Source organism: Leucobacter chromiireducens (assembly GCF_051993095.1).
GTDB classification, from domain to species: domain Bacteria; phylum Actinomycetota; class Actinomycetes; order Actinomycetales; family Microbacteriaceae; genus Leucobacter; species Leucobacter chromiireducens.
Map to the genome: position 1 here is coordinate 2,516,905 of NZ_CP197024.1, position 21,988 is coordinate 2,538,892.

Here is a 21,988-nt window from a genome sequence, read left to right on the forward strand (position 1 = left end):
CCTAGCGACCCGCCTTCGCTGCGAGCTGGGCATCGAGGCCCGATGCGATGCGCTCGGCGACCTCTTCGACGCTGCCGAGGCCATCAACCGAGACCAGGATCCCGCGCTCCGAGAACAGCTCGACGAGCGGTGCGGTCTGCTCCGCGTACACGTCCTGGCGATGACGAATGACCTCTTCGGTGTCGTCCGCACGACCCTCGAGCTCCGCGCGCTTCAGTAGACGAGCAACGACCGCGTCGGTGTCGACTTCGAGCAGCACCACGGCGTCGAGGGCATCGCCCTCGATCATGCCGTCGAGCGCGTGCACCTGCTCAACATTGCGGGGGTAACCATCGAGCAGGAAGCCGCCGGCGGCGTCAGCCTGGGCGAGGCGATCTGCAACGATCTCGTTGGTCAGCGAGTCGGGAACGAGCTCGCCGCGCTCAATGATTGCCTGGACCTGCTGGCCAAGCTCCGTACCGCCCTTGATGTTGGCGCGGAAGATGTCGCCCGTCGAGATGGCGGGAACGCCGAAGCGCTCAGCGATCTGAGTGGCCTGGGTGCCCTTGCCGGCCCCGGGAGGGCCGATGATGAGGAGGCGTGTGGTGGTTTCCGTCACTTGAGGAGCCCTTCGTAGTGGCGCTGCTGCAGCTGTGCGTCAATCTGCTTCACCGTCTCGAGGCCAACGCCCACGATGATGAGGATCGACGAGCCGCCGAACGGGAAGTTCTGGTTGGCGCCGAAGAACGACAGCGCAATCAGCGGGATGAGCGCGATGAGACCGAGGTAGAGCGAACCAGCGCTCGTAATCCGGGTCAGCACGTAGTTGAGGTACTCGGCCGTCGGGCGGCCGGCGCGGATCCCCGGGACGAAGCCGCCGTACTGCTTCATGTTGTCTGCGACCTCCTCCGGGTTGAAGGTGATCTGCACGTAGAAGAAGGTGAAGCCGATCGTCAGCAGGAAGAAGACCAGCATGTAAAGCGGCTGATCGCCCATCACGAGGTTGTTCTGCACCCAGACGACCCAGGGCTTCGGATCCTCGCCAATCTGCGGCTGGTTGAACTGCGTAATGAGGGCGGGGAGGTAGAGAATCGCCGATGCGAAGATCACGGGGATCACGCCCGCCATGTTCACCTTGATCGGGATGTAGGTGCTCGAGCCACCATAGGTGCGGCGGCCGACCACGCGCTTGGCGTACTGCACCGGGATGCGGCGCTGCGACTGCTCGACGAACACCACGGCAGCGACGACCAGGAGCCCAACGAGTAGTACCAGGAAGAAGACCTCCCAGCCCTTCGACTCCTTGATGACCCACATGCCAGCGGGGAAGGTCGCCGAGATCGACGTGAAGATAAGGAGCGACATGCCGTTGCCGATGCCGCGCTCGGTGATGAGCTCACCGAACCACATGATGAGGCCGGTACCGGCGGTCATCGTCATGATCATGATGAGGATCGCCCACCACTCCTGCGACACGAGGTTCTGGCAGGCCTGGTTCGCCGAGGCGCCGAACAGCTGACCCGAGCGTGCCACCGTGATGAGCGTGGTCGACTGCAGGATCGCGAGCGCGATGGTGAGGTAACGCGTGTACTGCGTCAGCTTCGCCTGGCCAGCCTGGCCCTCCTTGTGCAGTGCCTCGAAGTGAGGGATCACCACGCGGAGCAGCTGGGTAATGATGGACGCCGTAATGTACGGCATGATTCCGAGCGCGAAGATCGAGAGCTGCAGCAGCGCACCGCCGCTGAACAGGTTGATCATGTCGTACAGCCCGGAGGTGCCCTGTGCCTGGTTCGCGATCAGACAGGCCTGCACGTTGTTGAAGTCAACGAACGGGGCGGGGATGAACGATCCGAGCCGGAAGAGCGAAACAATCGCGAGCGTAAAGACGATCTTTCGCCGCAGATCGGGTGTCCGAAAGATCCGTCCGATAGCGCTGAACAAAAGCTGCCTCCTGGGGGCGTCGTACGGGGCCGTCGCCTGACGACGAGAACCAATTGCTCCAGCCTACACGCTGTGCGGGCTGCCTCACCAATATCCGGGCCATTCTTGAACGCCCGGAGACAAAAAAACGGGGGCGGTGGCCCGGCATTTCTGCCGTTCCACCGCCCCCGCGGTTCGAGCTCAGCTCGAGGAAGTCAGGATCCGAGAGGGATCCTTACTTGACCTCTCCGCCAGCTGCGACGATCTTCTGCTCAGCCGAGCTGGAGACCTTGTCCACCGAAACGGTGAGCTTGACCTGGATGTCGCCGTTGCCCAGCACCTTGACGGGCTGGTTCTTGCGGACGGCACCCTTGGCCACGAGATCCTCGATCGTGACGTCGCCACCCTGGGGGTAGAGCTCAGCGAGCTTGGCAACGTTGACGACCTGGTACTCGGTGCGGAACGGGTTCTTGAACCCGCGCAGCTTCGGGGTGCGCATGTGCAGCGGCATCTGCCCACCCTCGAAGCCAGCCTTGACCTGGTAACGGGCCTTGGTGCCCTTGGTGCCGCGACCAGCGGTCTTACCCTTGGACGCCTCGCCACGACCCACGCGGGTCTTGGCCTTCTTCGAGCCGGGTGCGGGGCGAAGGTGGTGAGCCTTCAGCACCTGCTCGCGCTCCTCGTTCTTCTCGCTCATGCGTCGATCTCCTCAACCTCTACCAGGTGAGCAACGGCGCGAACGTAGCCGCGGTTGGCCTTGGTGTCCTCGCGAACGACCGACTGGCCGATCTTCTTGAGGCCGAGGCTCCGCAGCGTGTCACGCTGGTTCTGCTTCTCGCTGATAACGGACTTCGTCTGCGTAATCTTCAGGCTCTTCGCCATTACGCACCTGCCTTTGCCTTCGCGGCAGCGTCGGCCGCAGCCTTCGCCTCAGCGCGCACAATGCGAGCCGGGGCGACGCGGTCGAAGTCAAGGCCACGGCGAGCTGCAACGGAGCGGGGCTCCTCAAGCAGCTGCAGCGCCTCAACGGTCGCGTGCACGATGTTCAGGGTGTTCGACGAACCGAGCGACTTGCTCAGCACGTCGTGGATGCCGGCGCACTCAAGCACGGCGCGGACGGGGCCACCGGCGATAACACCGGTACCTGCCGCTGCGGGGCGGAGGAGCACCACACCGGCTGCTGCCTCACCCTGCACCGGGTGCGGGATGGTGCTGCCAACGCGGGGCACGCGGAAGAAGTTCTTCTTGGCCTCCTCGACACCCTTAGCGATGGCGAGAGGCACCTCCTTCGCCTTGCCGTAGCCGACGCCAACGGTGCCGTTGCCATCGCCCACCACGACGAGCGCGGTGAAGCTGAAGCGACGGCCGCCCTTGACGACCTTGGAGACGCGGTTGATGGTGACGACGCGCTCGAGGAACTGGCTCTCGTTGCGATCACGGCCGCCGCGCTCGCCACGGGTGCCGCGGTCGCGGCTCCCCCGACGCTGCTCGCGGGGCTCGTTGCGGTGATCCGCGCCCTGGGCCTCGGTGGCCGAGGACTCAGCGGTCTGGGTCTCTGCGGACACTTCCTGCTCCTTCGTTTCCTTGCTCACAGGGTCAGCCCCCCTTCGCGAGCGCCATCGGCGATCGCTGCAACACGGCCGGCGTACTTGCTGCCGCCACGGTCGAAGACGACTGCCTCAACGCCAGCGCTCTTCGCACGCTCGGCGACGAGCTCGCCAACCTTGCGGGCCTTTGCCGTCTTGTCGCCCTCGTGAGCGCGGAGATCGGCTTCCATGGTCGACGCCGACGCGAGGGTGATGCCCTTCGAGTCGTCAACAACCTGAACGAAGACGTGACGCGACGAGCGGGTCACCACGAGACGGGGACGGAGCTCCGTGCCGACAATCTTCTTGCGCAGGCGGGCGTGACGGCGCACACGCGCAGCCGAACGACCCTTTGCACGGGTGATGTTAGCGGCCATGGTTACTTACCAGCCTTTCCAGCCTTGCGGCGAACGTTCTCGCCCGCGTAGCGGATGCCCTTGCCCTTGTAGGGCTCCGGCTTCTTCAGCTTGCGGATGTTCGCAGCGGCCTCGCCGACCGCCTGCTTGGAGATCCCGCTCACGGTGATCTTGGTGTTGCCCTCAACAGCGAGCGTGATGCCCTCAGGAGCGTCAACGAGCACCGGGTGCGAGAAGCCGAGCGCCAGCTCGAGGCCCGCGCCCTTCTGCTGCACGCGGTAGCCGGTGCCGACGACCTCGAGCTGCTTGGAGTAGCCCTCGGTGACACCAATAATGTTGTTGTTGATGAGCGTGCGGGTCAGGCCGTGCAGCGCTCGGGAGTCGCGCTCGTCGTCGGGACGAGAGACCACAACCTGGCCCTCCTCGACAGCAACGCGGATGGGCTCAGCAACGACGAGCGAGAGCTCGCCCTTCGAACCCTTGACCGTGACCTTCTGGCCCTCGATCTTGACGTCTACACCACCGGGAACGGTGATGGGAAGCTTACCAATACGTGACATGACGGCTTACCACACGTAAGCGAGGACTTCCCCGCCAACGCCCTTCTGGTCAGCCTCGCGGTCGGTCAGGAGACCGGAGGACGTGGACAGGATCGCGATGCCGAGGCCACCGAGCACGCTCGGGATCTCGGTCGAGCGTGCGTACACCCGGAGACCGGGCTTGGACACGCGCTTGATGCCCTCGATGGAGCGCTCGCGGTTCGGGCCGTACTTCAGGGACATGGTGAGGGTCGTGCCGACGCGTGCGTCCTCGACCTTCCAGTCCTTGATGTAGCCCTCGCGCTTGAGGATCTCCGCGATCCGCACCTTCAGCTTGGAGCCGGGGAGCGAAACGTCGTCATGATGCGCAGAGTTGGCGTTGCGCAGCCGGGTCAGCATATCTGCGACCGGATCAGTCATCGTCATGAGTGACTCTTCTTTCTCGCCTGGTATCACGCACCGTTACACGGAGCGCGACCTGGGTGACATGCGGATGGGGTGCCCGGGGAATCCCCCGGGCACCCGCACCGCTTGGACTATTTAGTTGTCAGTCTTGAACGGGAAGCCAAGTGCGCGAAGCAGCGCACGGCCCTCGTCGTCCGACTTAGCGGTGGTCACGACAGTGATGTCGAAGCCACGCACGCGGTCAATCTTATCCTGATCGATCTCGTGGAACACACTCTGCTCGGTCAGACCGAAGGTGTAGTTGCCGTTGCCATCGAACTGCTTGGGCGAAAGTCCGCGGAAATCGCGGATACGCGGCAGTGCGAGGTTGATGAGACGATCAAGGAATTCCCACGCGCGGTCACCACGGAGGGTGACGTGCGCGCCGATGGCCTGGCCCTCACGCAGCTTGAACTGCGCGATGGACTTGCGGGCCTTCGTGACCATGGGCTTCTGGCCGGTGATCTTCACGAGGTCGGCAATTGCGCCCTCGATCACCTTGCTGTCGCGAGCTGCCTCACCAACACCAGTGTTCACGACGACCTTGACGACGCCGGGAACCTGCATGATGTTCGAGTAGCTGAACTCCTCGCGGAGCTGCTCGACGATCTCGCCGCGGTACTTCTCCTTGAGGCGGGGCTGGATCTTGGTCTCAGACATTAGAGGTCCTTCCCAGACGACTTGGCGTAGCGCACGCGGACGGTCTTCTTGACGCCATCCTTCTCGACCTCTTCGACGCGGAAACCAACGCGAGTCGGCTTCTTCGTCTCGGGGTCGACAACTGCGACGTTCGAGATGTGGATCGGGGCCTCGACGGTCTCGATCCCACCCTCGCGGGTGCCACGCTCGGACTGGCCGACGCGGACGTGCTTCGTCACGAAGTTGACGCCCTCGACGATCACACGGTCGGTCTCGGTGAAGACCTCGATGACCTTGCCCTGCTTGCCCTTGTAGCCGCCGCGATCCTGCGACGGACCCGTGATGACCTCGACGAGGTCACCCTTCTTGATCTTCTGGCCCATAGGACTAGATCACCTCCGGTGCGAGCGAGACGATCTTCATGAAGCGCTTGTCGCGCAGCTCACGACCGACCGGCCCGAAGATACGGGTGCCGCGGGGCTCCCCGTCTGCCTTGAGAATGACGGCAGCGTTCTCGTCGAAGCTGATGTACGAGCCATCAACGCGACGGGTCGACTTGCGCGTGCGAACGATGACGGCCTTGACGACCTCACCCTTCTTCACGTTGCCGCCGGGGATTGCGTCCTTCACGGTTGCAACGATCGTGTCGCCGAGACCGGCGTAACGACGTCGCGAGCCACCGAGGACGCGAATCGTGAGCAACTCCTTGGCGCCGGTGTTATCGGCAACCTTGAGTCGGGATTCCTGCTGAATCACTTGTTACTCCTTCAATCAGTAAGCCGCGAGGGCTTACTTCGCCTTCTCGAGGATCTCGACCAGACGCCAGCGCTTCGAAGCGCTCAGCGGGCGGGTCTCGTGGATGAGCACGAGATCGCCGATGCCGGCGGTGTTCTGCTCATCGTGGGCCTTCACCTTCGACGAACGGCGCATGACCTTGCCGTAGAGCGGGTGCTTCACGCGGTCCTCGACCTCGACGACGATGGTCTTATCCATCTTGTCGCTGACGACGTAGCCACGGCGAGCCTTACGGTAGCCGCGCTGTTCCTTCTCGACCTCAGCCATTCTTAGGCCTCCTTCGTCTCAGCGGCGGCGTCCGCCTGCTCGGTCTTCTTGGTGCTCTTCTTCGCCTTGGCGGGAGCAGTCTCGGCAGCGGGGGTGACCCGAATGCCGAGCTCACGCTCGCGGAGCACCGTGTAGATGCGCGCGATATCGCGCTTCACCTGGCGCACACGACCGTGGCTTTCCAGCTGGCCGGTGGCCGACTGGAATCGCAGGTTGAAGAGCTCACCCTTTGCCTTCTTGAGCTCCTCGGCCAGACGCTCGTTCTCGAACGAGTCGAGCTCCGTGATGGCCAGTTCCTTGGTACCGATCGCCATTACGCGTCGCCCTCCTCGCGCTTGATAATACGGGCCTTGAGCGGCAGCTTGTGGATGGCGCGGGTCAGCGCCTCACGTGCGAGCTGCTCATCGACGCCGGCGACCTCAAAGAGGACGCGGCCCGGCTTGACGTTGGCCACCCACCACTCGGGCGAACCCTTACCGGAACCCATGCGGGTTTCCGCAGGCTTCTTGGTGAGGGGACGGTCGGGGTAGATGTTGATCCACACCTTGCCACCACGCTTGATGTGACGGGTCATCGCGATACGAGCGGACTCGATCTGACGGTTGGTCACGTAGGCGGGGGTCAGTGCCTGGATACCGAACTCACCGAAGGCGACGGTGTTGCCGCCCTTGGACTGGCCGCTGCGGCTGGGGTGGTGCTGCTTGCGGTACTTGACTCGACGAGGAATCAGCATGCTTACTTCTCCGCTCCTGCTGCAGCGGGTGCAGCCTCGGCCTGAGCGCCACGGGGCGCACGGCGGCGGTCGCCACGGTCGCGAGACGGCTTCTGGGCCGCCTGCTCGCGAGCGAGTTCCTTGTTGGTGAGGTCACCCTTGTAGATCCAGACCTTCACGCCAATGCGGCCGAAGGTGGTCTTCGCCTCGTAGAAGCCGTAGTCGATGTTCGCGCGGAGCGTGTGCAGCGGCACGCGACCCTCACGGTAGAACTCCGAACGGCTCATCTCGGCGCCGCCAAGACGGCCGGAGACCTGGATACGGATGCCCTTGGCACCGGCGCGCTGAGCACCCTGCAGGCCCTTACGCATTGCGCGGCGGAAAGCCACGCGCGCAGCGAGCTGCTCGGCGATGCCCTGTGCGACGAGCTGAGCGTCAGCCTCGGGGTTCTTGACCTCAAGGATGTTCAGCTGGATCTGCTTGCCCGTGAGCTTCTCGAGGTCAGCGCGGATGCGCTCAGCCTCGGCGCCACGGCGGCCGATCACGATGCCGGGACGCGCCGAGTGGATGTCCACGCGGACGCGATCGCGGGTGCGCTCGATCTCCACGCGGGACACGCCCGCACGATCAAGCTGCTTCGTCAGGTGCTGGCGGATCTTGATGTCCTCGGCCAGGTAGTCAGCGTAACGCTGACCCTTCTTGGTCGAGTCCGAGAACCAACGCGAGACGTGGTCAGTGGTGATCCCGAGGCGGAAGCCGTAGGGATGAATCTTCTGGCCCATTTACTTGGCTCCCTTCTTCGCGGACTGGAGCTCATCGGCCGTCTGCAGAACGACGGTGATGTGGCTGGTCCGCTTGTTGATCCGGAACGCACGGCCCTGCGCGCGGGGGCGGAAACGCTTGAGCGTCGTGCCCTCGTCGACGTAGGCGCGAGCGATGACCAGCTCGTCCTCGTTGAGACGCAGGTTCTCCGCGTCGGCCTTCACCCGGGCGTTCGCGATCGCCGAAGCGACCAGCTTGAACACGGGCTCAGCGGCAGCCTGGGGGGCGAACTTCAGGATGGCAAGTGCCTCCTGAGCGTTCTTCCCGCGAACCAGGTCAACAACGCGACGGGCCTTCTGGGGGGTGATGCGGATCTGACGCACGCGTGCGGTCGATTCCACCATTTCTCTCTCCTCCTTCACGTCGCCGCTTAGCGGCGACGGCCCTTCTTGTCGTCCTTCACGTGACCGCGGAAGGTACGAGTGGGCGCAAACTCGCCCAGCTTGTGACCGACCATGGTCTCCGTTACGAACACGGGAATGTGCTTGCGACCGTCGTGCACTGCGATGGTGTGACCCAGCATTGCGGGGATGATCATCGAGCGGCGCGACCAGGTCTTGATCACGTTCTTGGTGCCAGCTTCGTTCTGGACAACCACCTTGTTCAGCAGGTGGTTATCGACGAAGGGGCCCTTCTTGAGACTACGAGGCATCTTCTATTCTCCTACCCGCCGACTAACGCTTCTTGCCAACATTGCGGCGACGCACAATGAGCTTGTCGCTTTCCTTGTTCGGACGGCGCGTACGGCCTTCCTTCTGGCCCCAGGGGCTGACCGGGTGACGGCCACCCGAGGTGCGGCCTTCGCCACCACCGTGCGGGTGATCAACCGGGTTCATGACAACACCGCGGACGGTCGGGCGGACGCCCTTCCAGCGCATACGGCCAGCCTTGCCCCAGTTGATGTTCGACTGCTCGGCGTTGCCGACCTCGCCGATGGTCGCGCGGCAGCGCGCATCGACGTTGCGGATCTCGCCCGAGGGGAGACGCAGCTGAGCGTAGGGGCCGTCCTTCGCAACGAGGCGAACGGATGCACCTGCGGAGCGCGCCATCTTGGCACCCCCGCCGGGCTTCAGCTCGATCGCGTGAATCACGGTACCGGTCGGGATGTTCTTCAGCGGCAAGTTGTTGCCGGGCTTGATATCGGCGGCCGGACCCGACTCGACGACATCGCCCTGCTTCAGCTTGTTGGGCGCGATGATGTAACGCTTCGTGCCGTCCTCAAAGTGCAGGAGCGCGATGCGCGCCGTGCGGTTGGGGTCGTACTCGATGTGCGCAACCTTGGCGTTGACGCCGTCCTTGTCATTGCGACGGAAGTCGATGACGCGGTACTGGCGCTTGTGGCCACCGCCGATGTGGCGGGTGGTGATACGGCCCTGGTTGTTGCGGCCGCCCGTCTTGGGGAGCGGGCGAAGCAGCGACTTCTCGGGCGTGGAGCGGGTGATCTCAGCGAAATCAGCAACGCTCGAACCGCGACGACCCGGGGTCGTCGGCTTGTACTTGCGAATAGCCATAGTGTGTTCCTTTTCGCCCCTTCTACAGCGCAGCCGTGAAGATGTCGATGGAGCCGGACTTCAGCGTGACGATGGCACGCTTCGTGTCCTTGCGCTTACCCGCACCGAACTTGGTGCGGCGGGTCTTGCCCTTGCGGTTCAGCGTGCGGACCTTCTCGACCTTGACGCTAAAGACCTGCTCGATAGCGAGCTTGATCTCGGTCTTGTTCGCCGTCGGCGCCACCTCGAAGGTGTACTGGCCGTTGGTATCGATCAGACCGTAGCTCTTCTCAGAAACGATCGGGCGGATGATGACGTCGTGTGCAGACTTGTTCAGGCTCACTTCGTGTCCTCCTGAGCGGCACGGCCGGCGACGAACTGGTCGAAGGCAGCCTTGGTGAAGACGAGATCATCGCTGACGACAACGTCGTAAGCGTTGAGCTGGTCCTGGAACAGCACGTGAACGAACGGCAGGTTGCGCACGCTCAGCGTGGTCAGCTCGTCCGCGCGGTCAACGACCACGAGCACGCGCTTGCCCGGCGCGACCTGAGCGAGGAACTCGCGTGCGGTCTTGGTGCTGGGCTTGTCACCGATGCCGAAGCCGTCAACAACGTGCAGGCGGTTCGCGCGAGCGCGGTCCGAGAGCACGCCGCGGAGAGCCGCAGCAATCATCTTCTTGGGGGTGCGCTGCGAGTAATCGCGGGGCACGGGCCCGTGGACGATGCCGCCGCCGCGGTGCTGAGGCATGCGGACGGAACCCTGACGGGCGCGGCCGGTGCCCTTCTGCTTGAACGGCTTGACACCCGAACCGGAGCGCTCGCCACGGTTCTTGGTCTTGTGCGTACCCTGACGCGCAGCTGCGAGCTGAGCGGTGACCACCTGGTGGATCAGCGGGACGTTGGTCTCGGCGCCGAAGAGAGCCTCGGGCAGGTCAACCGACCCGGCCTTCTTGCCCTTCGCGTCGAGCACCTCGAGCTTGGTAGCGGTAGCCATGAACTACGCCCCCTTCACTGCGTTGCGAACGAATACGAGACGACCGCGCGCACCGGGAACTGCACCCTTAACCAGGATGAGCCCCTTCTCGGCGTCGATTGCCTGCACGGTGAGGTTCTGCACGGTCACGCGATCGCCACCCATACGGCCGGCCATCTTCTGTCCACGGAACACGCGACCGGGGGTCGCTGCGCCGCCGATGGAGCCGGGCTTACGGTGGTTACGGTGAGCGCCGTGCGATGCGGAGACACCCTTGAAGTTGTGACGCTTCATGGTGCCCGCGAAGCCCTTGCCCTTCGAGGTGCCAACGACGTCGATCTTCTGACCGGCTTCGAAGGTGCCATCGACGGTGAGCTCCTGGCCCAGCGTGTACTCAGCGGCGTCGGCCGTGCGGACCTCGGTCACGTGACGGCGCGGCGTGACGCCGGCCTTCTCGAAGTGACCAGCGGTCGGCTTGTTGACCTTGCGGGGATCGATTGCGCCCGCGGCGATCTGAACGGCGTTGTAGCCGTCGACCTCGGGGGTGCGGATCTGCGTGATGACGTTGGGAGCAACCTCGATCACGGTAACGGGAACGACCTTGCCGCTCTCGTCCCACACCTGCGTCATCCCGAGCTTGGTGCCCAGGAGACCCTTCACATTGCGTTCTACTGCCATGATTCGATCCCCCCTTAGAGCTTGATCTCGATGTTGACGTCGGCCGGGAGATCGAGACGCATGAGCGAATCGACGGCCTTGGGGGTGGGATCGACAATGTCGATCAGGCGCTTGTGCGTGCGCTTCTCGAAGTGCTCGCGGCTGTCCTTGTACTTGTGGGGCGAACGGATCACTGCGATCACGTTCTTCTCCGTCGGGAGCGGCACGGGGCCGATCACGGTTGCACCCGCGCGGGTTACCGTGTCGACAATCTTGCGCGCGGAGTTGTCGATGACCTCGTGGTCATACGACTTCAGTCGAATGCGGATCTTCTGTCCCGCCATGACATCTCTACTTTCTACTTGCGTCGTACTGCGCGCCCCGAGGGGCGAGCGGCATTGGACGTCTTGCGTACCAGCGCCCTGGCAGCGGCACCCCACAAGGAGGCGCATGTGCTGGGTCTCTGTTCACCTGTCAAAACCACCTGCTTGCGCAAGCGGCCCCGCACACACAAAAACGGCCGGACAAAGTCTGGCCGCCGACTGGCGTGCGGGTTGTGTTCGCTACCCGCGGCCTAACCCCGGCGGACCGGGAGATTATGCACTGCCTGGCAGTGATCCGCACCGAAGCGCGGAGTACTGAACCTGTCTATTCTGACACACGGAATATGCATCATGCAACCCGGGCGTGTCGCGCTGCGTGTCGCACGTATTCGGGCGGGAATCCTGTACCGAAACGCGCCTCTCAGCTCCCCCGGACGAGGCAGCGGGCACCCGAAAAATCAGTGCTGGATCGCAGCGGAGCGATCCGGCAGCAGGCGTGGGAGCGCCAAGTAGACAAGCAGCACCGCGAAGCCGCCCGCAAGCAGCACGAGCGTGCCCCAGAGTGGCGTGAAGCAGGACGCGACCCCGAGCACCGACGCCGCGAGCGTGCACGCTGCGGTGAGCCCCGATGCCTGGACGTGCGTGTAGCCGCGCTGCTGAATCCGCTGGTACGTGTGCTCCTTGTGCGGCTCGTCCCAGCGCTTGCCCGCGCGCACGCGCTTTACCAGGGTGACGCCCACATCCCCAAAGTAGATGACCATCGGCCCGATCGTTGCGAGGAGCGGGGCTCCCGAGACGAGCGCAGCAAAGCTGGTGAGCGCGGTCGCGCCTCCAAGAAGGTAGCTGCCAACGTCTCCCATGAACGCGCCGGGCTTCGTGAGGTTCCAGGGCAAGAAGCCCGCGAAGCCGGCGGCCAGCACGAGGCCCGCAGCAACGAGCCAGGGCATGTCCTGTACCCAGCCGACCACACCGAACGTCAGCCCCGCGATCACGCCGTGGAAGCCACTGATCCCGTTGAGCCCATCCATGAAGTTGGCCACGTTGATGTAGCTCGAGATGAAGAGCACCGCGTACACGACGAGCACCGCGGCGCCCCAGAATGGCAGAGGCTCGGTCGACACGGTCACCGAGCTCAAGGGATCGACACCGGCGAGCGGGCCCACAAGCGGCCGGGCGTCGCCTCCGGCGAGCCCGGGTCCGTGCCCCAGGCCGGCGCCGCCGAACTGTCCTGCGGCGAACAGCACCCCCACGGCCGAGCCAGCGGCGATCAGCAGGAGCGCGGCGCTGCGCACGGGAACACTGATCCCCCGGAGATCTTCGGCGAGCCCAAGCATGCCGGCAAGTAGCGAGCCAATGACCGCTACAAGGAGCGCGTCCCACACCGCGTGCCCGCCCCAACCGGGTACGGCGAACAGCACAACGGCGAAGACCCCGCCGACGAGCATGGCAATCAACACTGCGAGCCCAAGGCCTCGCAGCACCGGCCGCTCGTGCGATGACCGCTCATTGGGCACGTCCATGATGCCCAGACGCACGAGCCATGGCTTCACCGCGATGGGGAGAGACAGGCTGAGCGCGAGCGTCAGTGCGCCCGCGAGGAACGCAACGGCGAGCGGGGTCACTGGACACGCTCCTCTGCCGCCTCAGTGAGGTCAAGACGCGCGATCCAGCCGTCGTGGTTCAGCACCTCGGGTGAAATCGTATCCACGTGGGCGTGCGAAATCTTCGGGTGGAAGGGACGCTCATTTCCCTCACCCTCCCCCACGAGTTCCTCGTGCAATTTTTCGCCGTGCCGGAGGCCGGTATAGACGATGTCGATATCTTTCCCGGACTGCGCAATCATGCGCCGGGCAACATCAATGATCTTCACGGGCTCGCCCATGTCGAGGATGAGTACCTCGCCGGGCCGCCCGAGACCGCCGGCCTGCACCACGAGTTGGCATGCCTCGGGAATGGTCATGAAGAAGCGGGTCACATCGGGATGGGTGATCGTCAGCGGGCCGCCTGCCTCAATGAGCGAGCGGAACGTGGGCAGCATCGATCCCCGGCTGCCCAGCACGTTGCCAAAACGCACGGAGAGATACCGCTGACCGGTCTGTTCCGCCATCCACGCGGTCAGTTTCTCGGCGACTCGCTTCGAGTGCCCCAGCACGCTCGTGGGGTTTGCCGCCTTGTCCGTCGAGATATTGACAAAGGTGCCGACGTTCGCGGCCTGCGCCGCGCGCAGCACGTTCAAGGTGCCGAGCACGTTCGTCTTCCACGCCTCGTCGGGGTACTGCTCGAGCATCGGAAGATGCTTGAGCGCCGCCGCGTGGAACACGACCTCGGGACGGCGCTCGACGAAGAGTTGCTCAAGCGTGGCTGCGTCGCGGATGTCAGCGAGGACCACATCATTCGTGTCAAGTAGCCCGTGCCCGCTAATCGACAGCTGCGTCTCCTGCAGCGCCGTCTCGTCGCGATCAAGCATGATCAACTCGTCAGGCGCGAAGCGGGCGAGCTGACGGCACAACTCCGAACCGATCGACCCGCCGGCCCCCGTGACGAGCACGCGCTTGTCCTGCAGGTACGAAGCGATCGACTCGGTCTCGAGGCGCACGGGGTGACGTCCGATGATGTCCTCAATGCTGAGCGCGCGCACATCGGAGATCGCGGAGGCGTTGCGCAGAATCTGGTCCAGCGGTGGCAGGACCATCGCCGTCATGCCAATCCGGTCTGCGGCCTCATCGACGCGTCGCATGAGCGCGGCGTCCGCGTCACCGATACACACAATGATGCGTGTGGCCCGAGTCTTCCGCGCGACACGTGCAAGATCCTCGAAGCCGCCGAGCACACGAACGCCTCGCACCTCATGGTTGCGCTTCATGGGGTCGTCGTCGATGAACCCCACGGGAAGCGCTGCGCCCGCGGCGTCCGTGAGTAGGCGCTTCGCGGTCTGCACGCCGAGGTAGCCGGAACCGTAGAGGAGTGTGCGCTCGGCCTCGGCGCCGGGCTTCATCTGACGCTCCGCATAGAGCCGCAGCACGTAGCGCGCAACTCCCATCAGGCTGAACGCGATGGGCGCAGCGATGATGAGCGTGCTGCGTGGGATCCCATTGCCGTAACCAACGAAGTAGGCGACCAGCCAGGTACACACCATTACGCCCGTGACGTTCAGCACGAGGGCGCGCACCTCGTCGAAGCTGCCCACTTCGTAGCGATTGCGATAGATCCAGAACATCCAGCCGCCCACCAGCTGGAACGCGATCGCGGCGGCAATCACCACGGCGGTCCAGCCCCAGTGGATGTGGCTGAGGTTGAAGTCGAAGCGCAGCACGAGCGCCGCGAGCACCGCTCCTGCCCAAGAGAGCGCATCGAGCGCAAACAGGAGACCGTATTGTCTCGCGAAGTGCGCGATCCGTTCGCTGAGGGTTTCCGGCACCCGGGCTCCATTCCGTCGACAAGCAGCGACCCAACGAGAGGGTCACCCTCGAGGATACCGCGCGGCCGCGGCTGGGCCGGGCGCCCCACCCGGAAACGCCCAGCTTGGAATGGAAAGAGCCCCCCGGGGAAGAATCCCGGGGGGCTCAACGGCCGAAGCCGCTTCTCTCAGTTCGTCAGAACTTAGGAGACGACCTTGGTCACCGTGCCGGCGCCGACGGTGCGGCCACCCTCACGGATCGCGAAGCCGAGGCCCTCTTCCATAGCGATCGGCTGGATCAGCTCGACCGTCATGTCCGTGGTGTCGCCGGGCATAACCATCGGCTTGTCCTCGGGGAGGGTGATGACACCGGTCACGTCAGTCGTACGGAAGTAGAACTGCGGACGGTAGTTCGTCTCGAACGGGTTGTGGCGGCCACCCTCTTCCTTCTTCAGGATGTAGGCAGTGCCCTCGAAGTTGGTGTGCGGGGTGATCGAGCCGGGCTCGACAATAACCTGACCGCGCTCAACATCCTCGCGCTTGGTGCCGCGGAGGAGAAGGCCACAGTTCTCGCCAGCCCACGCCTCGTCGAGCTGCTTGTGGAACATCTCGATGCCGGTGACGGTGGTCTTCTGCGTCGGGCGCAGACCCACGATCTCGACCTCGGAGTTGATCTTCAGCGTGCCACGCTCGGCGCGGCCCGTGACGACCGTGCCACGGCCGGTGATCGTGAAGACGTCCTCGACGGGCATGAGGAATGCCTTGTCCTTGTCGCGCACGGGATCGGGGATGTTCGCATCCACGGCCTCCATGAGCTCGAGAACCGAGTTCACCCACTTCTCTTCACCCTGCAGCGCCTGGTAGCCCGAAACGCGGACGACGGGGACGTCGTCTCCGGGGTAACCCTGCTTGGAGAGCTCCTCACGGACCTCCATCTCGACGAGCTCGAGGATCTCCTCGTCGTCGACCTGGTCGCACTTGTTGAGCGCGACGAGCAGGTAGGGAACGCCAACCTGCTTCGCGAGCAGGATGTGCTCCTTGGTCTGCGCCATCATGCCGTCGGTCGCCGCAACCACGAGGATTGCGCCGTCCATCTGAGCGGCACCGGTGATCATGTTCTTGATGTAGTCAGCGTGACCGGGGGCATCAACGTGAGCGTAGTGGCGCTTGTCGGTCTCGTACTCAACGTGCGAGATGTTGATGGTGATGCCGCGCTGGCGCTCCTCAGGAGCCGAATCGATCGTGTCGAAGTCGCGCTGCACGTTCACGTCAGACGGGAACTTGTCGGCGAGCGTCTTCGAGATCGCCGCGGTAAGGGTGGTCTTACCGTGGTCGACGTGACCGATCGTTCCGATGTTTACGTGCGGCTTGGTCCGCTCGAACTTGGCCTTCGCCACTATGGTCCTCCTCAGGACATCGAGTACCGCCACCCTCCGACGGTTTCGGAGAGCACGAGTACGGGGTGTGTACCTATGTTACAAGCTCAGGACGGTGATCGCGACCCGAGCGGGGTGGTCGGCGGCAACAGGGTGCGTTGCCGCCGACCGGTGGACGAAATTACTCGCCCTTAGCCTTCTGAACGATCTCATCGGCCACTGCCTTCGGAACCTCCGCGTAGGAGTCGAAGGTCATCGAGAACACCGCACGACCGCTGGTCTTCGACCGCAGGTCACCGATGTACCCGAACATCTCGGAAAGCGGCACAAGTGCGCGCACAACCTTCACGCCCGAGGCATCCTCCATCGACTGGATCTGACCGCGACGCGAGTTCAGATCGCCGATGACGTCGCCCATGTACTCCTCAGGAGTACGGACCTCGACGGCCATCATGGGCTCGAGGATGACGGGCTGCGCCAGGCGAGCCGCTTCCTTGAACGCCATCGAGCCGGCGATCTTGAACGCCATCTCCGAGGAGTCGACGTCGTGGTACTGACCATCGAGCAGGCTCGCCTTGACACCCACGACGGGGAAGCCGGCGAGGATGCCGTACTCCATCGCGTCCTGGATACCAGCGTTGACGGACGGGATGTACTCGCGCGGAACGCGGCCACCCGTGACCTTGTCCTCGAACTCGTAGATCTTGTCGCCCTCAACCTCGAGCGGAGCAAGCGCGATCTGCACCTTTGCGAACTGACCGGAACCACCGGTCTGCTTCTTGTGGGTGTAGTCGTACTTCTCGACCGCGCGACGGATCGTCTCGCGGTACGCAACCTGGGGCTTGCCCACGTTGGCCTCAACCTTGAACTCGCGCTTCATGCGGTCGACAAGGATGTCAAGGTGCAGCTCGCCCATGCCGGCGATAACCGTCTGGCCGGTCTCGGCGTTGAGGCTCACGCGGAACGTGGGATCCTCTTCGGCGAGCTTCTGAATGGCGACGCCGAGCTTCTCCTGGTCGCCCTTGGTCTTGGGCTCAATGGCGACCTCGATGACGGGCTCAGGGAAGGTCATCGACTCGAGAACAACCTGGTTGTCCGGATCCGACAGCGTGTCACCGGTCGTGGTGTCCTTGAGGCCGATCACAGCGTAGATGTTGCCGGCGGTCAGCTCGTCAACAGGGTTCTCCTTGTTGGCGTGCATCTGGAAGATCTTGCCGATGCGCTCCTTCTTGCCCTTGGTCGAGTTGACGACCTGGACGCCCGACGGTGCGTGACCGGAGTACACGCGCACGTAGGTGAGGCGACCGAAGAAGGGATGAACGGCGATCTTGAACGCGAGCGCCGAGAACGGCTGATCAGCCTTCGGGAGACGCTCGATAACCACGGACTCGTCGCGGGGATCGTGCGCCTCGATGGCGCCCACGTCGAGCGGGTTCGGCAGGAAGTCAACAACCGCGTCGAGCATCGGCTGGATGCCGCGGTTCTTGAACGCCGAGCCGCAGTACACGGGGTAGATCTCGTTGTTCACGACGAGCTTGCGGATGCCGCCCTTGATCTCCTCGATCGACAGCTCCTCACCGCCGAAGAACTTCTCGAGCAGCACGTCGTCGGTCTCAGCAACGGTCTCGACGAGCTTCGCGCGGTACTCCTCGGCCTTAGCCTGGAGGTCAGCGGGAATCTCGCGGGTCTCGTAGTTCGCACCGAGGGTCACGTCGCCCTTGGAGTCACCCTCCCAGACGAAGGCCTGCATCGAGAGCAGATCGACAACGCCAACGAAGTCCGACTCCGAGCCGATGGGAAGCTGCATCACGAGCGGCTTCGCACCGAGGCGGTTGACGATGGTGTCCACCGTGAAGTAGAAGTCCGCGCCCATCTTGTCCATCTTGTTGACGAAGCAGATGCGGGGAACGCCGTACTTGTCGGCCTGACGCCACACGGTCTCGGACTGGGGCTCAACGCCCTCCTTGCCGTCGAACACTGCGACTGCGCCGTCGAGCACGCGGAGCGAGCGCTCCACCTCAACGGTGAAGTCGACGTGGCCCGGGGTGTCGATGATGTTGATCTGGTTCTTGTTCCAGAAGCAGGTCACGGCGGCCGACGTGATCGTGATGCCGCGCTCCTTCTCCTGCTCCATCCAGTCAGTCGTCGCGCCACCGTCGTGGGTCTCGCCCAGCTTGTGGTTCACACCCGTGTAGAACAGGATGCGCTCGGTGGTGGTGGTCTTGCCGGCATCAATGTGAGCCATGATGCCGATGTTGCGGACCTTGCTCAGGTCGGTGAGCACGTCTTGTGCCACGGGGTCTCCTCCGGGTGGGGGTGAAAGTTTGGATTGCGGGGCTCGGCCCCGCAGTGGGTGGGGATCAACGCACGAGGCGCTGCTCCCCACCCGCTGGGTTCTACCGGGTGGTGTTTACCAGCGGTAGTGAGCGAAGGCGCGGTTCGACTCGGCCATCTTGTGAGTGTCCTCGCGGCGCTTCACAGCGGCACCGAGGCCGTTGGATGCATCGAGGATCTCGTTGGTGAGACGGTCGGTCATCGTGTTCTCGCGACGAGCCTTTGCGTAGCTGGTCAGCCAGCGCAGCGCGAGCGTGTTCGCGCGGTGCGGCTTCACCTCGACGGGCACCTGGTAGGTGCTGCCGCCGACGCGACGCGAACGAACCTCAAGGGTGGGGCGCACGTTGTCGAGCGCCTTCTTGAGAACCGTCACAGCGTCCTGACCGGACTTCTCTGCAACTGCTTCGAGTGCACCGTACACGATGCGCTCGGCGAGACCCTTCTTGCCATCAAGAAGAATCTTGTTGACGAGCTGGCTCACGATGGGGGCGCCGTATACGGGATCGGCGACGACAGGGCGCTTGGGAGCAGGACCTTTACGGGGCATTACTTCACCTTCTTTGCACCGTAGCGGCTACGAGCCTGCTGACGGTCCTTGACCGCCTGCGTGTCGAGCGCGCCGCGCACGATCTTGTAGCGGACACCGGGGAGGTCCTTGACACGACCACCGCGCACGAGCACCAGCGAGTGCTCCTGCAGGTTGTGGCCCTCGCCGGGAATGTAGGCGGTGACCTCGGTCCCGTTACGGAGCTTCACACGAGCGACCTTACGCATCGCCGAGTTCGGCTTCTTCGGGGTGGTGGTGTAGACACGGGTGCACACCCCGGCCTGCTGCGGGTTCGCCTTCAGAGCGGGAGCCTTGGTCTTTGAGACCTTCGGCGACCGGCCCTTGCGAACCAACTGCTGAATAGTTGGCACTGATTCTCCTATGTACTCCTGCACGGTGACAGGAATGCTTCAAATGGTTTGAGCATGTGCGACCGCTTGCGCGGACGCGGAGCTGCTGGTCGATTGCCCACGCGAACGCGAGGTCTCCACCCGAGTGCAGCTATGCCGTGGGGGTACCGCCCCGAGAGGCGGTGATCCCATGGTGCGCTCCCCCATCCACTGCCATGCGGGCACGGCTCAGTACGCTGGAGCACACCAAGAAGCAACTTTACGCGCTCGCGCCGGGTCGCGCAAGGATCCATCCGATCCGGTGCTATGGCCCGCTACTGCGGCGGCTCAAGTCCCAGACTCAACTCGTCGAGCATCGCGCGGATCTGTGGTTCGATGAAACGGGCGACCGCCGAGGTGATGCGTTCGCGGTGCGTCAGCAGCGCAAAGCACACTGCACGCCCGCACTCCTCTGCGTGCGCGTCTGCTCGCCCGATCTCGTCACGGATCTGCCGCTTCTCGTCGGAGCTGAGCGGCGGGCGCGGAAGCGGGGGCTCCGGCTGTGTCTCCTCAGCAAGACCCGTCAGAGTGAAGAGGAAGGGCTGGGCCGCATCACCCGGTTCGGGATCGGGATCGAGCCCCTCGTACTCCGGCGCGAGATTCGCGGCGGGATCGTAGCCGCCCGCGCGCCAGAGCTCGTCCTGCGTGAGTTCCGCGTGCAGCGCCGGGAGCGCTGCCGCGGTGAACTCATCCACCTCCCGGTCAATGATGCGCTGCAGCCGGGAGATGAGCGCGTGCGTGACCTGGTGCGGTACATCGCCGGAGAGCCCCGCCGCGGTGAGGAAGGGGGATCCCGTGCATCGTGCGCACGGCTTTGCGCGGCCGCGGTGCGTGCCGGGGCTCCAGCGGGGCACCCAGCGCAGCCATGCGTCGACCGCCGCGGAGACCCGATCCTCGATCGTGGCCGCCACGCTCACTCCTCGTCTTCCGCACGCTCCCACGGCCAGCGGGGCGGCGGCCGATCGGTGTAGACGCGCCGCGCGAGCACCGCCCAGAACAGCAGCTGCGCGAGGAGCCAAATGATCGGAATGATGCCACCGAACGGGCTGAACCAGGCGTCGCCCTGGTCCATTCCGGCAAGGCTTCCGCCGAGCCCCCAGAGCAGATAGGCGCCCGCCGCCACGGCAATCAGCTGCCCCCACGCTGGCGAGCGACGACCCCGCAGGAGCGTGAGCGCTTGCCCCCACAGGGCTGCCGCGAGCATCCCGAGCGCAAGAAACAGCACAAGCGGCGCAGCCCACACGGGCACGCTCTCCGTGGCGACCGGTGGACGCGACAGCGCAAGTGTCAGCCCGCCCCACGCTGCGATGAGCAGTGCGACGCAGACGATCACTGCGGCGAGGATCAGGGCCCCCACGTACCCGCGGGTGACCCCACGGCGGGGCCCGTCACTCATGGCTGCGTCGCCTGGACCTCTGCGAGTGCGGCCTCATACTCCGCGAGCGCCTCCGCGTTGCGCAGCTTCATGCGGCGACCACGGGCACCGATCCACGCCCCGAACCACACGGTCACCTCGCGGGCCACCGCTGCCGCGGCAAGGGCCGGCACCGTCAGGCCGAAGCGGTGCACGAGCGTCATGGCGGAATCGATCCCGATCGAGAACCCGGGAAGCAGCTCATCGGGCGTCGCGTAGGGTGTCCCGAACTGACCGAGCGAGAGCGTCGCGGAGCCCCACACGAGCGCGGCCACGAGGAAGCCGCCGAGCACGTATGCCCACCAGCCAGCGCGGCCCACGATCAGGACGAGCAGCACGGACGCGATGAAGAAGGTGGCGACTGGAATGATGAAGCTGAGCGAGGTGAGCCACGGCAACAGACCCTCGTCCACAAAAGTGGACGGCGGGAAGTACTGTGAGATCCATGCCGCAATAACGCCGAGGTAGAGCGCCGCGAACACCACAGTGGAGAGTAGCGAGATGAGTACGCCCGCACCGCGGTTGCCGCGCAGCTCCGGCGGCATCGGCGTCTGCGTGTACAGCGCCGCCATCGGGTGGTCTGCGCTCACACGGATCTCGCCGTCGCGCTCGGGCGGAAGCGCGGCACCGAACGGCACCGCAGCGGGCGCCGCGCTCGGCAGCTCATCGTACTGCGGTGCGACCGCGGGAGCGGCCGGCGCCGCGGTCGGCGCGGGGCTCATATCGAGCTGCGTGTCGACCTCGCTGACTACCTCGCGGCGGGCGCGCTCTGCGTCGTCGAGCTCGCTCGCGGGAGCGGCGATGCCCTCCCCCGAGTTCTCAGACGAGTCAGCCTCGGCAGCGGCCTCGTTCGCGGGCGTCGCGGTCTCGTCAGCAACGGTGTCGCGCGAGCGCTGCACAGCGCGCAGCACCTCGGTCTCGCTCGCCTGAACTTCCTCGACGGGCGCCCCGGGCACACCTGCGGCCTCGGGGGTCTCCGCTGCCCTCGCGCCGGGCGTCTCGCGGTCCTCGCTCATGGGTTCACCTCTCG

The 21,988-nt window shown here is 64.7% G+C and carries 31 protein-coding genes; all 31 read right to left on the reverse strand.

Going from position 1 to position 21,988, the window contains the following annotated elements; genetic code table 11:
• Window position 1: 1 nt before the first annotated feature.
• Window positions 2-598 (reverse strand): adenylate kinase, encoded by a 597-nt coding sequence (locus ACR81A_RS11345; protein ID WP_440311865.1) that lies wholly within the window; start codon window positions 596-598, stop codon window positions 2-4.
• On the reverse strand, window positions 595-1,920 hold the full coding sequence (secY, locus tag ACR81A_RS11350) for a preprotein translocase subunit SecY (RefSeq protein ID WP_202381011.1): 1,326 nt from the start codon (window positions 1,918-1,920) through the stop codon (window positions 595-597). The genes ACR81A_RS11345 and secY overlap by 4 nt, the downstream gene beginning before the upstream one ends.
• A 214-nt stretch (window positions 1,921-2,134) precedes the next feature.
• Window positions 2,135-2,596 carry a 50S ribosomal protein L15 gene (rplO, locus tag ACR81A_RS11355; protein WP_237462212.1) on the reverse strand — a complete coding sequence of 154 codons (462 nt, stop codon included), beginning with the start codon at window positions 2,594-2,596 and terminating at the stop codon, window positions 2,135-2,137.
• Window positions 2,593-2,781 (reverse strand): 50S ribosomal protein L30, encoded by a 189-nt coding sequence (gene rpmD / locus ACR81A_RS11360; protein ID WP_202381010.1) that lies wholly within the window; start codon window positions 2,779-2,781, stop codon window positions 2,593-2,595. Before rpmD ends, rplO begins: the two co-directional genes overlap by 4 nt.
• Window positions 2,781-3,491 carry a 30S ribosomal protein S5 gene (rpsE, locus tag ACR81A_RS11365; protein WP_202381009.1) on the reverse strand — a complete coding sequence of 237 codons (711 nt, stop codon included), beginning with the start codon at window positions 3,489-3,491 and terminating at the stop codon, window positions 2,781-2,783. Before rpsE ends, rpmD begins: the two co-directional genes overlap by 1 nt.
• Window positions 3,488-3,862 (reverse strand): 50S ribosomal protein L18, encoded by a 375-nt coding sequence (gene rplR, locus ACR81A_RS11370; protein ID WP_202381008.1) that lies wholly within the window; start codon window positions 3,860-3,862, stop codon window positions 3,488-3,490. The genes rpsE and rplR overlap by 4 nt, the downstream gene beginning before the upstream one ends.
• A gap of 2 nt (window positions 3,863-3,864) precedes the next feature.
• Entirely contained in the window at window positions 3,865-4,401 is a 537-nt protein-coding gene (rplF, locus tag ACR81A_RS11375) for a 50S ribosomal protein L6 (RefSeq protein ID WP_202381007.1), read from the reverse strand.
• A gap of 6 nt (window positions 4,402-4,407) precedes the next feature.
• Complete coding sequence (gene rpsH / locus ACR81A_RS11380; protein ID WP_025133714.1) at window positions 4,408-4,806, reverse strand: 30S ribosomal protein S8; 399 nt, start codon at window positions 4,804-4,806, stop codon at window positions 4,408-4,410.
• 114 nt (window positions 4,807-4,920) lie between these two features.
• Window positions 4,921-5,484, reverse strand: coding sequence for a 50S ribosomal protein L5 (gene rplE, locus ACR81A_RS11385; RefSeq protein ID WP_202381006.1), 564 nt, complete (start codon window positions 5,482-5,484; stop codon window positions 4,921-4,923).
• Complete coding sequence (gene rplX, locus ACR81A_RS11390; protein ID WP_202381005.1) at window positions 5,484-5,846, reverse strand: 50S ribosomal protein L24; 363 nt, start codon at window positions 5,844-5,846, stop codon at window positions 5,484-5,486. The genes rplE and rplX overlap by 1 nt, the downstream gene beginning before the upstream one ends.
• A 4-nt stretch (window positions 5,847-5,850) precedes the next feature.
• Window positions 5,851-6,219, reverse strand: coding sequence for a 50S ribosomal protein L14 (rplN, locus tag ACR81A_RS11395; RefSeq protein WP_025133711.1), 369 nt, complete (start codon window positions 6,217-6,219; stop codon window positions 5,851-5,853).
• Window positions 6,220-6,252: 33 nt separating this feature from the next.
• Window positions 6,253-6,525, reverse strand: coding sequence for a 30S ribosomal protein S17 (gene rpsQ / locus ACR81A_RS11400; protein ID WP_025133710.1), 273 nt, complete (start codon window positions 6,523-6,525; stop codon window positions 6,253-6,255).
• Window positions 6,526-6,527: 2 nt separating this feature from the next.
• The gene (gene rpmC / locus ACR81A_RS11405; RefSeq protein WP_125099084.1) at window positions 6,528-6,839 is read right to left on the reverse strand and encodes a 50S ribosomal protein L29; all 312 of its coding nucleotides are present in this window, start codon (window positions 6,837-6,839) and stop codon (window positions 6,528-6,530) included.
• Window positions 6,839-7,258 (reverse strand): 50S ribosomal protein L16, encoded by a 420-nt coding sequence (rplP, locus tag ACR81A_RS11410; RefSeq protein ID WP_017885320.1) that lies wholly within the window; start codon window positions 7,256-7,258, stop codon window positions 6,839-6,841. The genes rpmC and rplP overlap by 1 nt, the downstream gene beginning before the upstream one ends.
• Before the next feature lie 2 nt (window positions 7,259-7,260).
• On the reverse strand, window positions 7,261-8,019 hold the full coding sequence (gene rpsC / locus ACR81A_RS11415; RefSeq protein ID WP_024356779.1) for a 30S ribosomal protein S3: 759 nt from the start codon (window positions 8,017-8,019) through the stop codon (window positions 7,261-7,263).
• Window positions 8,020-8,403, reverse strand: a complete 384-nt coding sequence (gene rplV, locus ACR81A_RS11420) for a 50S ribosomal protein L22 (protein WP_202381004.1) — start codon at window positions 8,401-8,403, stop codon at window positions 8,020-8,022.
• Between the two features lie 26 nt (window positions 8,404-8,429).
• Window positions 8,430-8,711, reverse strand: coding sequence for a 30S ribosomal protein S19 (gene rpsS, locus ACR81A_RS11425; protein WP_025133706.1), 282 nt, complete (start codon window positions 8,709-8,711; stop codon window positions 8,430-8,432).
• A 22-nt stretch (window positions 8,712-8,733) separates the two neighbouring features.
• Window positions 8,734-9,570, reverse strand: coding sequence for a 50S ribosomal protein L2 (gene rplB / locus ACR81A_RS11430; protein WP_202381003.1), 837 nt, complete (start codon window positions 9,568-9,570; stop codon window positions 8,734-8,736).
• 22 nt (window positions 9,571-9,592) lie between these two features.
• Complete coding sequence (gene rplW / locus ACR81A_RS11435; protein WP_202381002.1) at window positions 9,593-9,892, reverse strand: 50S ribosomal protein L23; 300 nt, start codon at window positions 9,890-9,892, stop codon at window positions 9,593-9,595.
• Window positions 9,889-10,542, reverse strand: a complete 654-nt coding sequence (gene rplD / locus ACR81A_RS11440; RefSeq protein ID WP_125099079.1) for a 50S ribosomal protein L4 — start codon at window positions 10,540-10,542, stop codon at window positions 9,889-9,891. The genes rplW and rplD overlap by 4 nt, the downstream gene beginning before the upstream one ends.
• 3 nt (window positions 10,543-10,545) lie before the next feature.
• A complete protein-coding gene (gene rplC / locus ACR81A_RS11445; protein ID WP_202381001.1) occupies window positions 10,546-11,199 on the reverse strand; it encodes a 50S ribosomal protein L3 in 654 nt (217 codons plus the stop codon).
• A 14-nt stretch (window positions 11,200-11,213) separates the two neighbouring features.
• Complete coding sequence (gene rpsJ / locus ACR81A_RS11450) at window positions 11,214-11,522, reverse strand: 30S ribosomal protein S10 (protein WP_025133701.1); 309 nt, start codon at window positions 11,520-11,522, stop codon at window positions 11,214-11,216.
• A 437-nt stretch (window positions 11,523-11,959) separates the two neighbouring features.
• Complete coding sequence (locus ACR81A_RS11455; protein WP_440311866.1) at window positions 11,960-13,123, reverse strand: UDP-phosphate alpha-N-acetyl-D-fucosaminephosphotransferase; 1,164 nt, start codon at window positions 13,121-13,123, stop codon at window positions 11,960-11,962.
• The gene (locus ACR81A_RS11460) at window positions 13,120-14,919 is read right to left on the reverse strand and encodes a polysaccharide biosynthesis protein (protein ID WP_440311867.1); all 1,800 of its coding nucleotides are present in this window, start codon (window positions 14,917-14,919) and stop codon (window positions 13,120-13,122) included. Before ACR81A_RS11460 ends, ACR81A_RS11455 begins: the two co-directional genes overlap by 4 nt.
• 182 nt (window positions 14,920-15,101) lie before the next feature.
• Window positions 15,102-16,295 (reverse strand): elongation factor Tu, encoded by a 1,194-nt coding sequence (gene tuf / locus ACR81A_RS11465; RefSeq protein WP_202380998.1) that lies wholly within the window; start codon window positions 16,293-16,295, stop codon window positions 15,102-15,104.
• Window positions 16,296-16,455: 160 nt separating this feature from the next.
• Complete coding sequence (fusA, locus tag ACR81A_RS11470; protein ID WP_440311868.1) at window positions 16,456-18,570, reverse strand: elongation factor G; 2,115 nt, start codon at window positions 18,568-18,570, stop codon at window positions 16,456-16,458.
• Between the two features lie 114 nt (window positions 18,571-18,684).
• Complete coding sequence (rpsG, locus tag ACR81A_RS11475; protein ID WP_202380996.1) at window positions 18,685-19,155, reverse strand: 30S ribosomal protein S7; 471 nt, start codon at window positions 19,153-19,155, stop codon at window positions 18,685-18,687.
• Complete coding sequence (rpsL, locus tag ACR81A_RS11480; RefSeq protein WP_025134286.1) at window positions 19,155-19,526, reverse strand: 30S ribosomal protein S12; 372 nt, start codon at window positions 19,524-19,526, stop codon at window positions 19,155-19,157. The genes rpsG and rpsL overlap by 1 nt, the downstream gene beginning before the upstream one ends.
• A 293-nt stretch (window positions 19,527-19,819) precedes the next feature.
• On the reverse strand, window positions 19,820-20,455 hold the full coding sequence (locus ACR81A_RS11485) for a spermidine/putrescine ABC transporter substrate-binding protein (RefSeq protein WP_202380995.1): 636 nt from the start codon (window positions 20,453-20,455) through the stop codon (window positions 19,820-19,822).
• Between the two features lie 2 nt (window positions 20,456-20,457).
• Window positions 20,458-20,940 carry a hypothetical protein gene (locus ACR81A_RS11490; protein ID WP_202380994.1) on the reverse strand — a complete coding sequence of 161 codons (483 nt, stop codon included), beginning with the start codon at window positions 20,938-20,940 and terminating at the stop codon, window positions 20,458-20,460.
• The gene (locus tag ACR81A_RS11495; RefSeq protein ID WP_202380993.1) at window positions 20,937-21,974 is read right to left on the reverse strand and encodes a hypothetical protein; all 1,038 of its coding nucleotides are present in this window, start codon (window positions 21,972-21,974) and stop codon (window positions 20,937-20,939) included. The genes ACR81A_RS11490 and ACR81A_RS11495 overlap by 4 nt, the downstream gene beginning before the upstream one ends.
• Window positions 21,975-21,988: the final 14 nt, after the last annotated feature.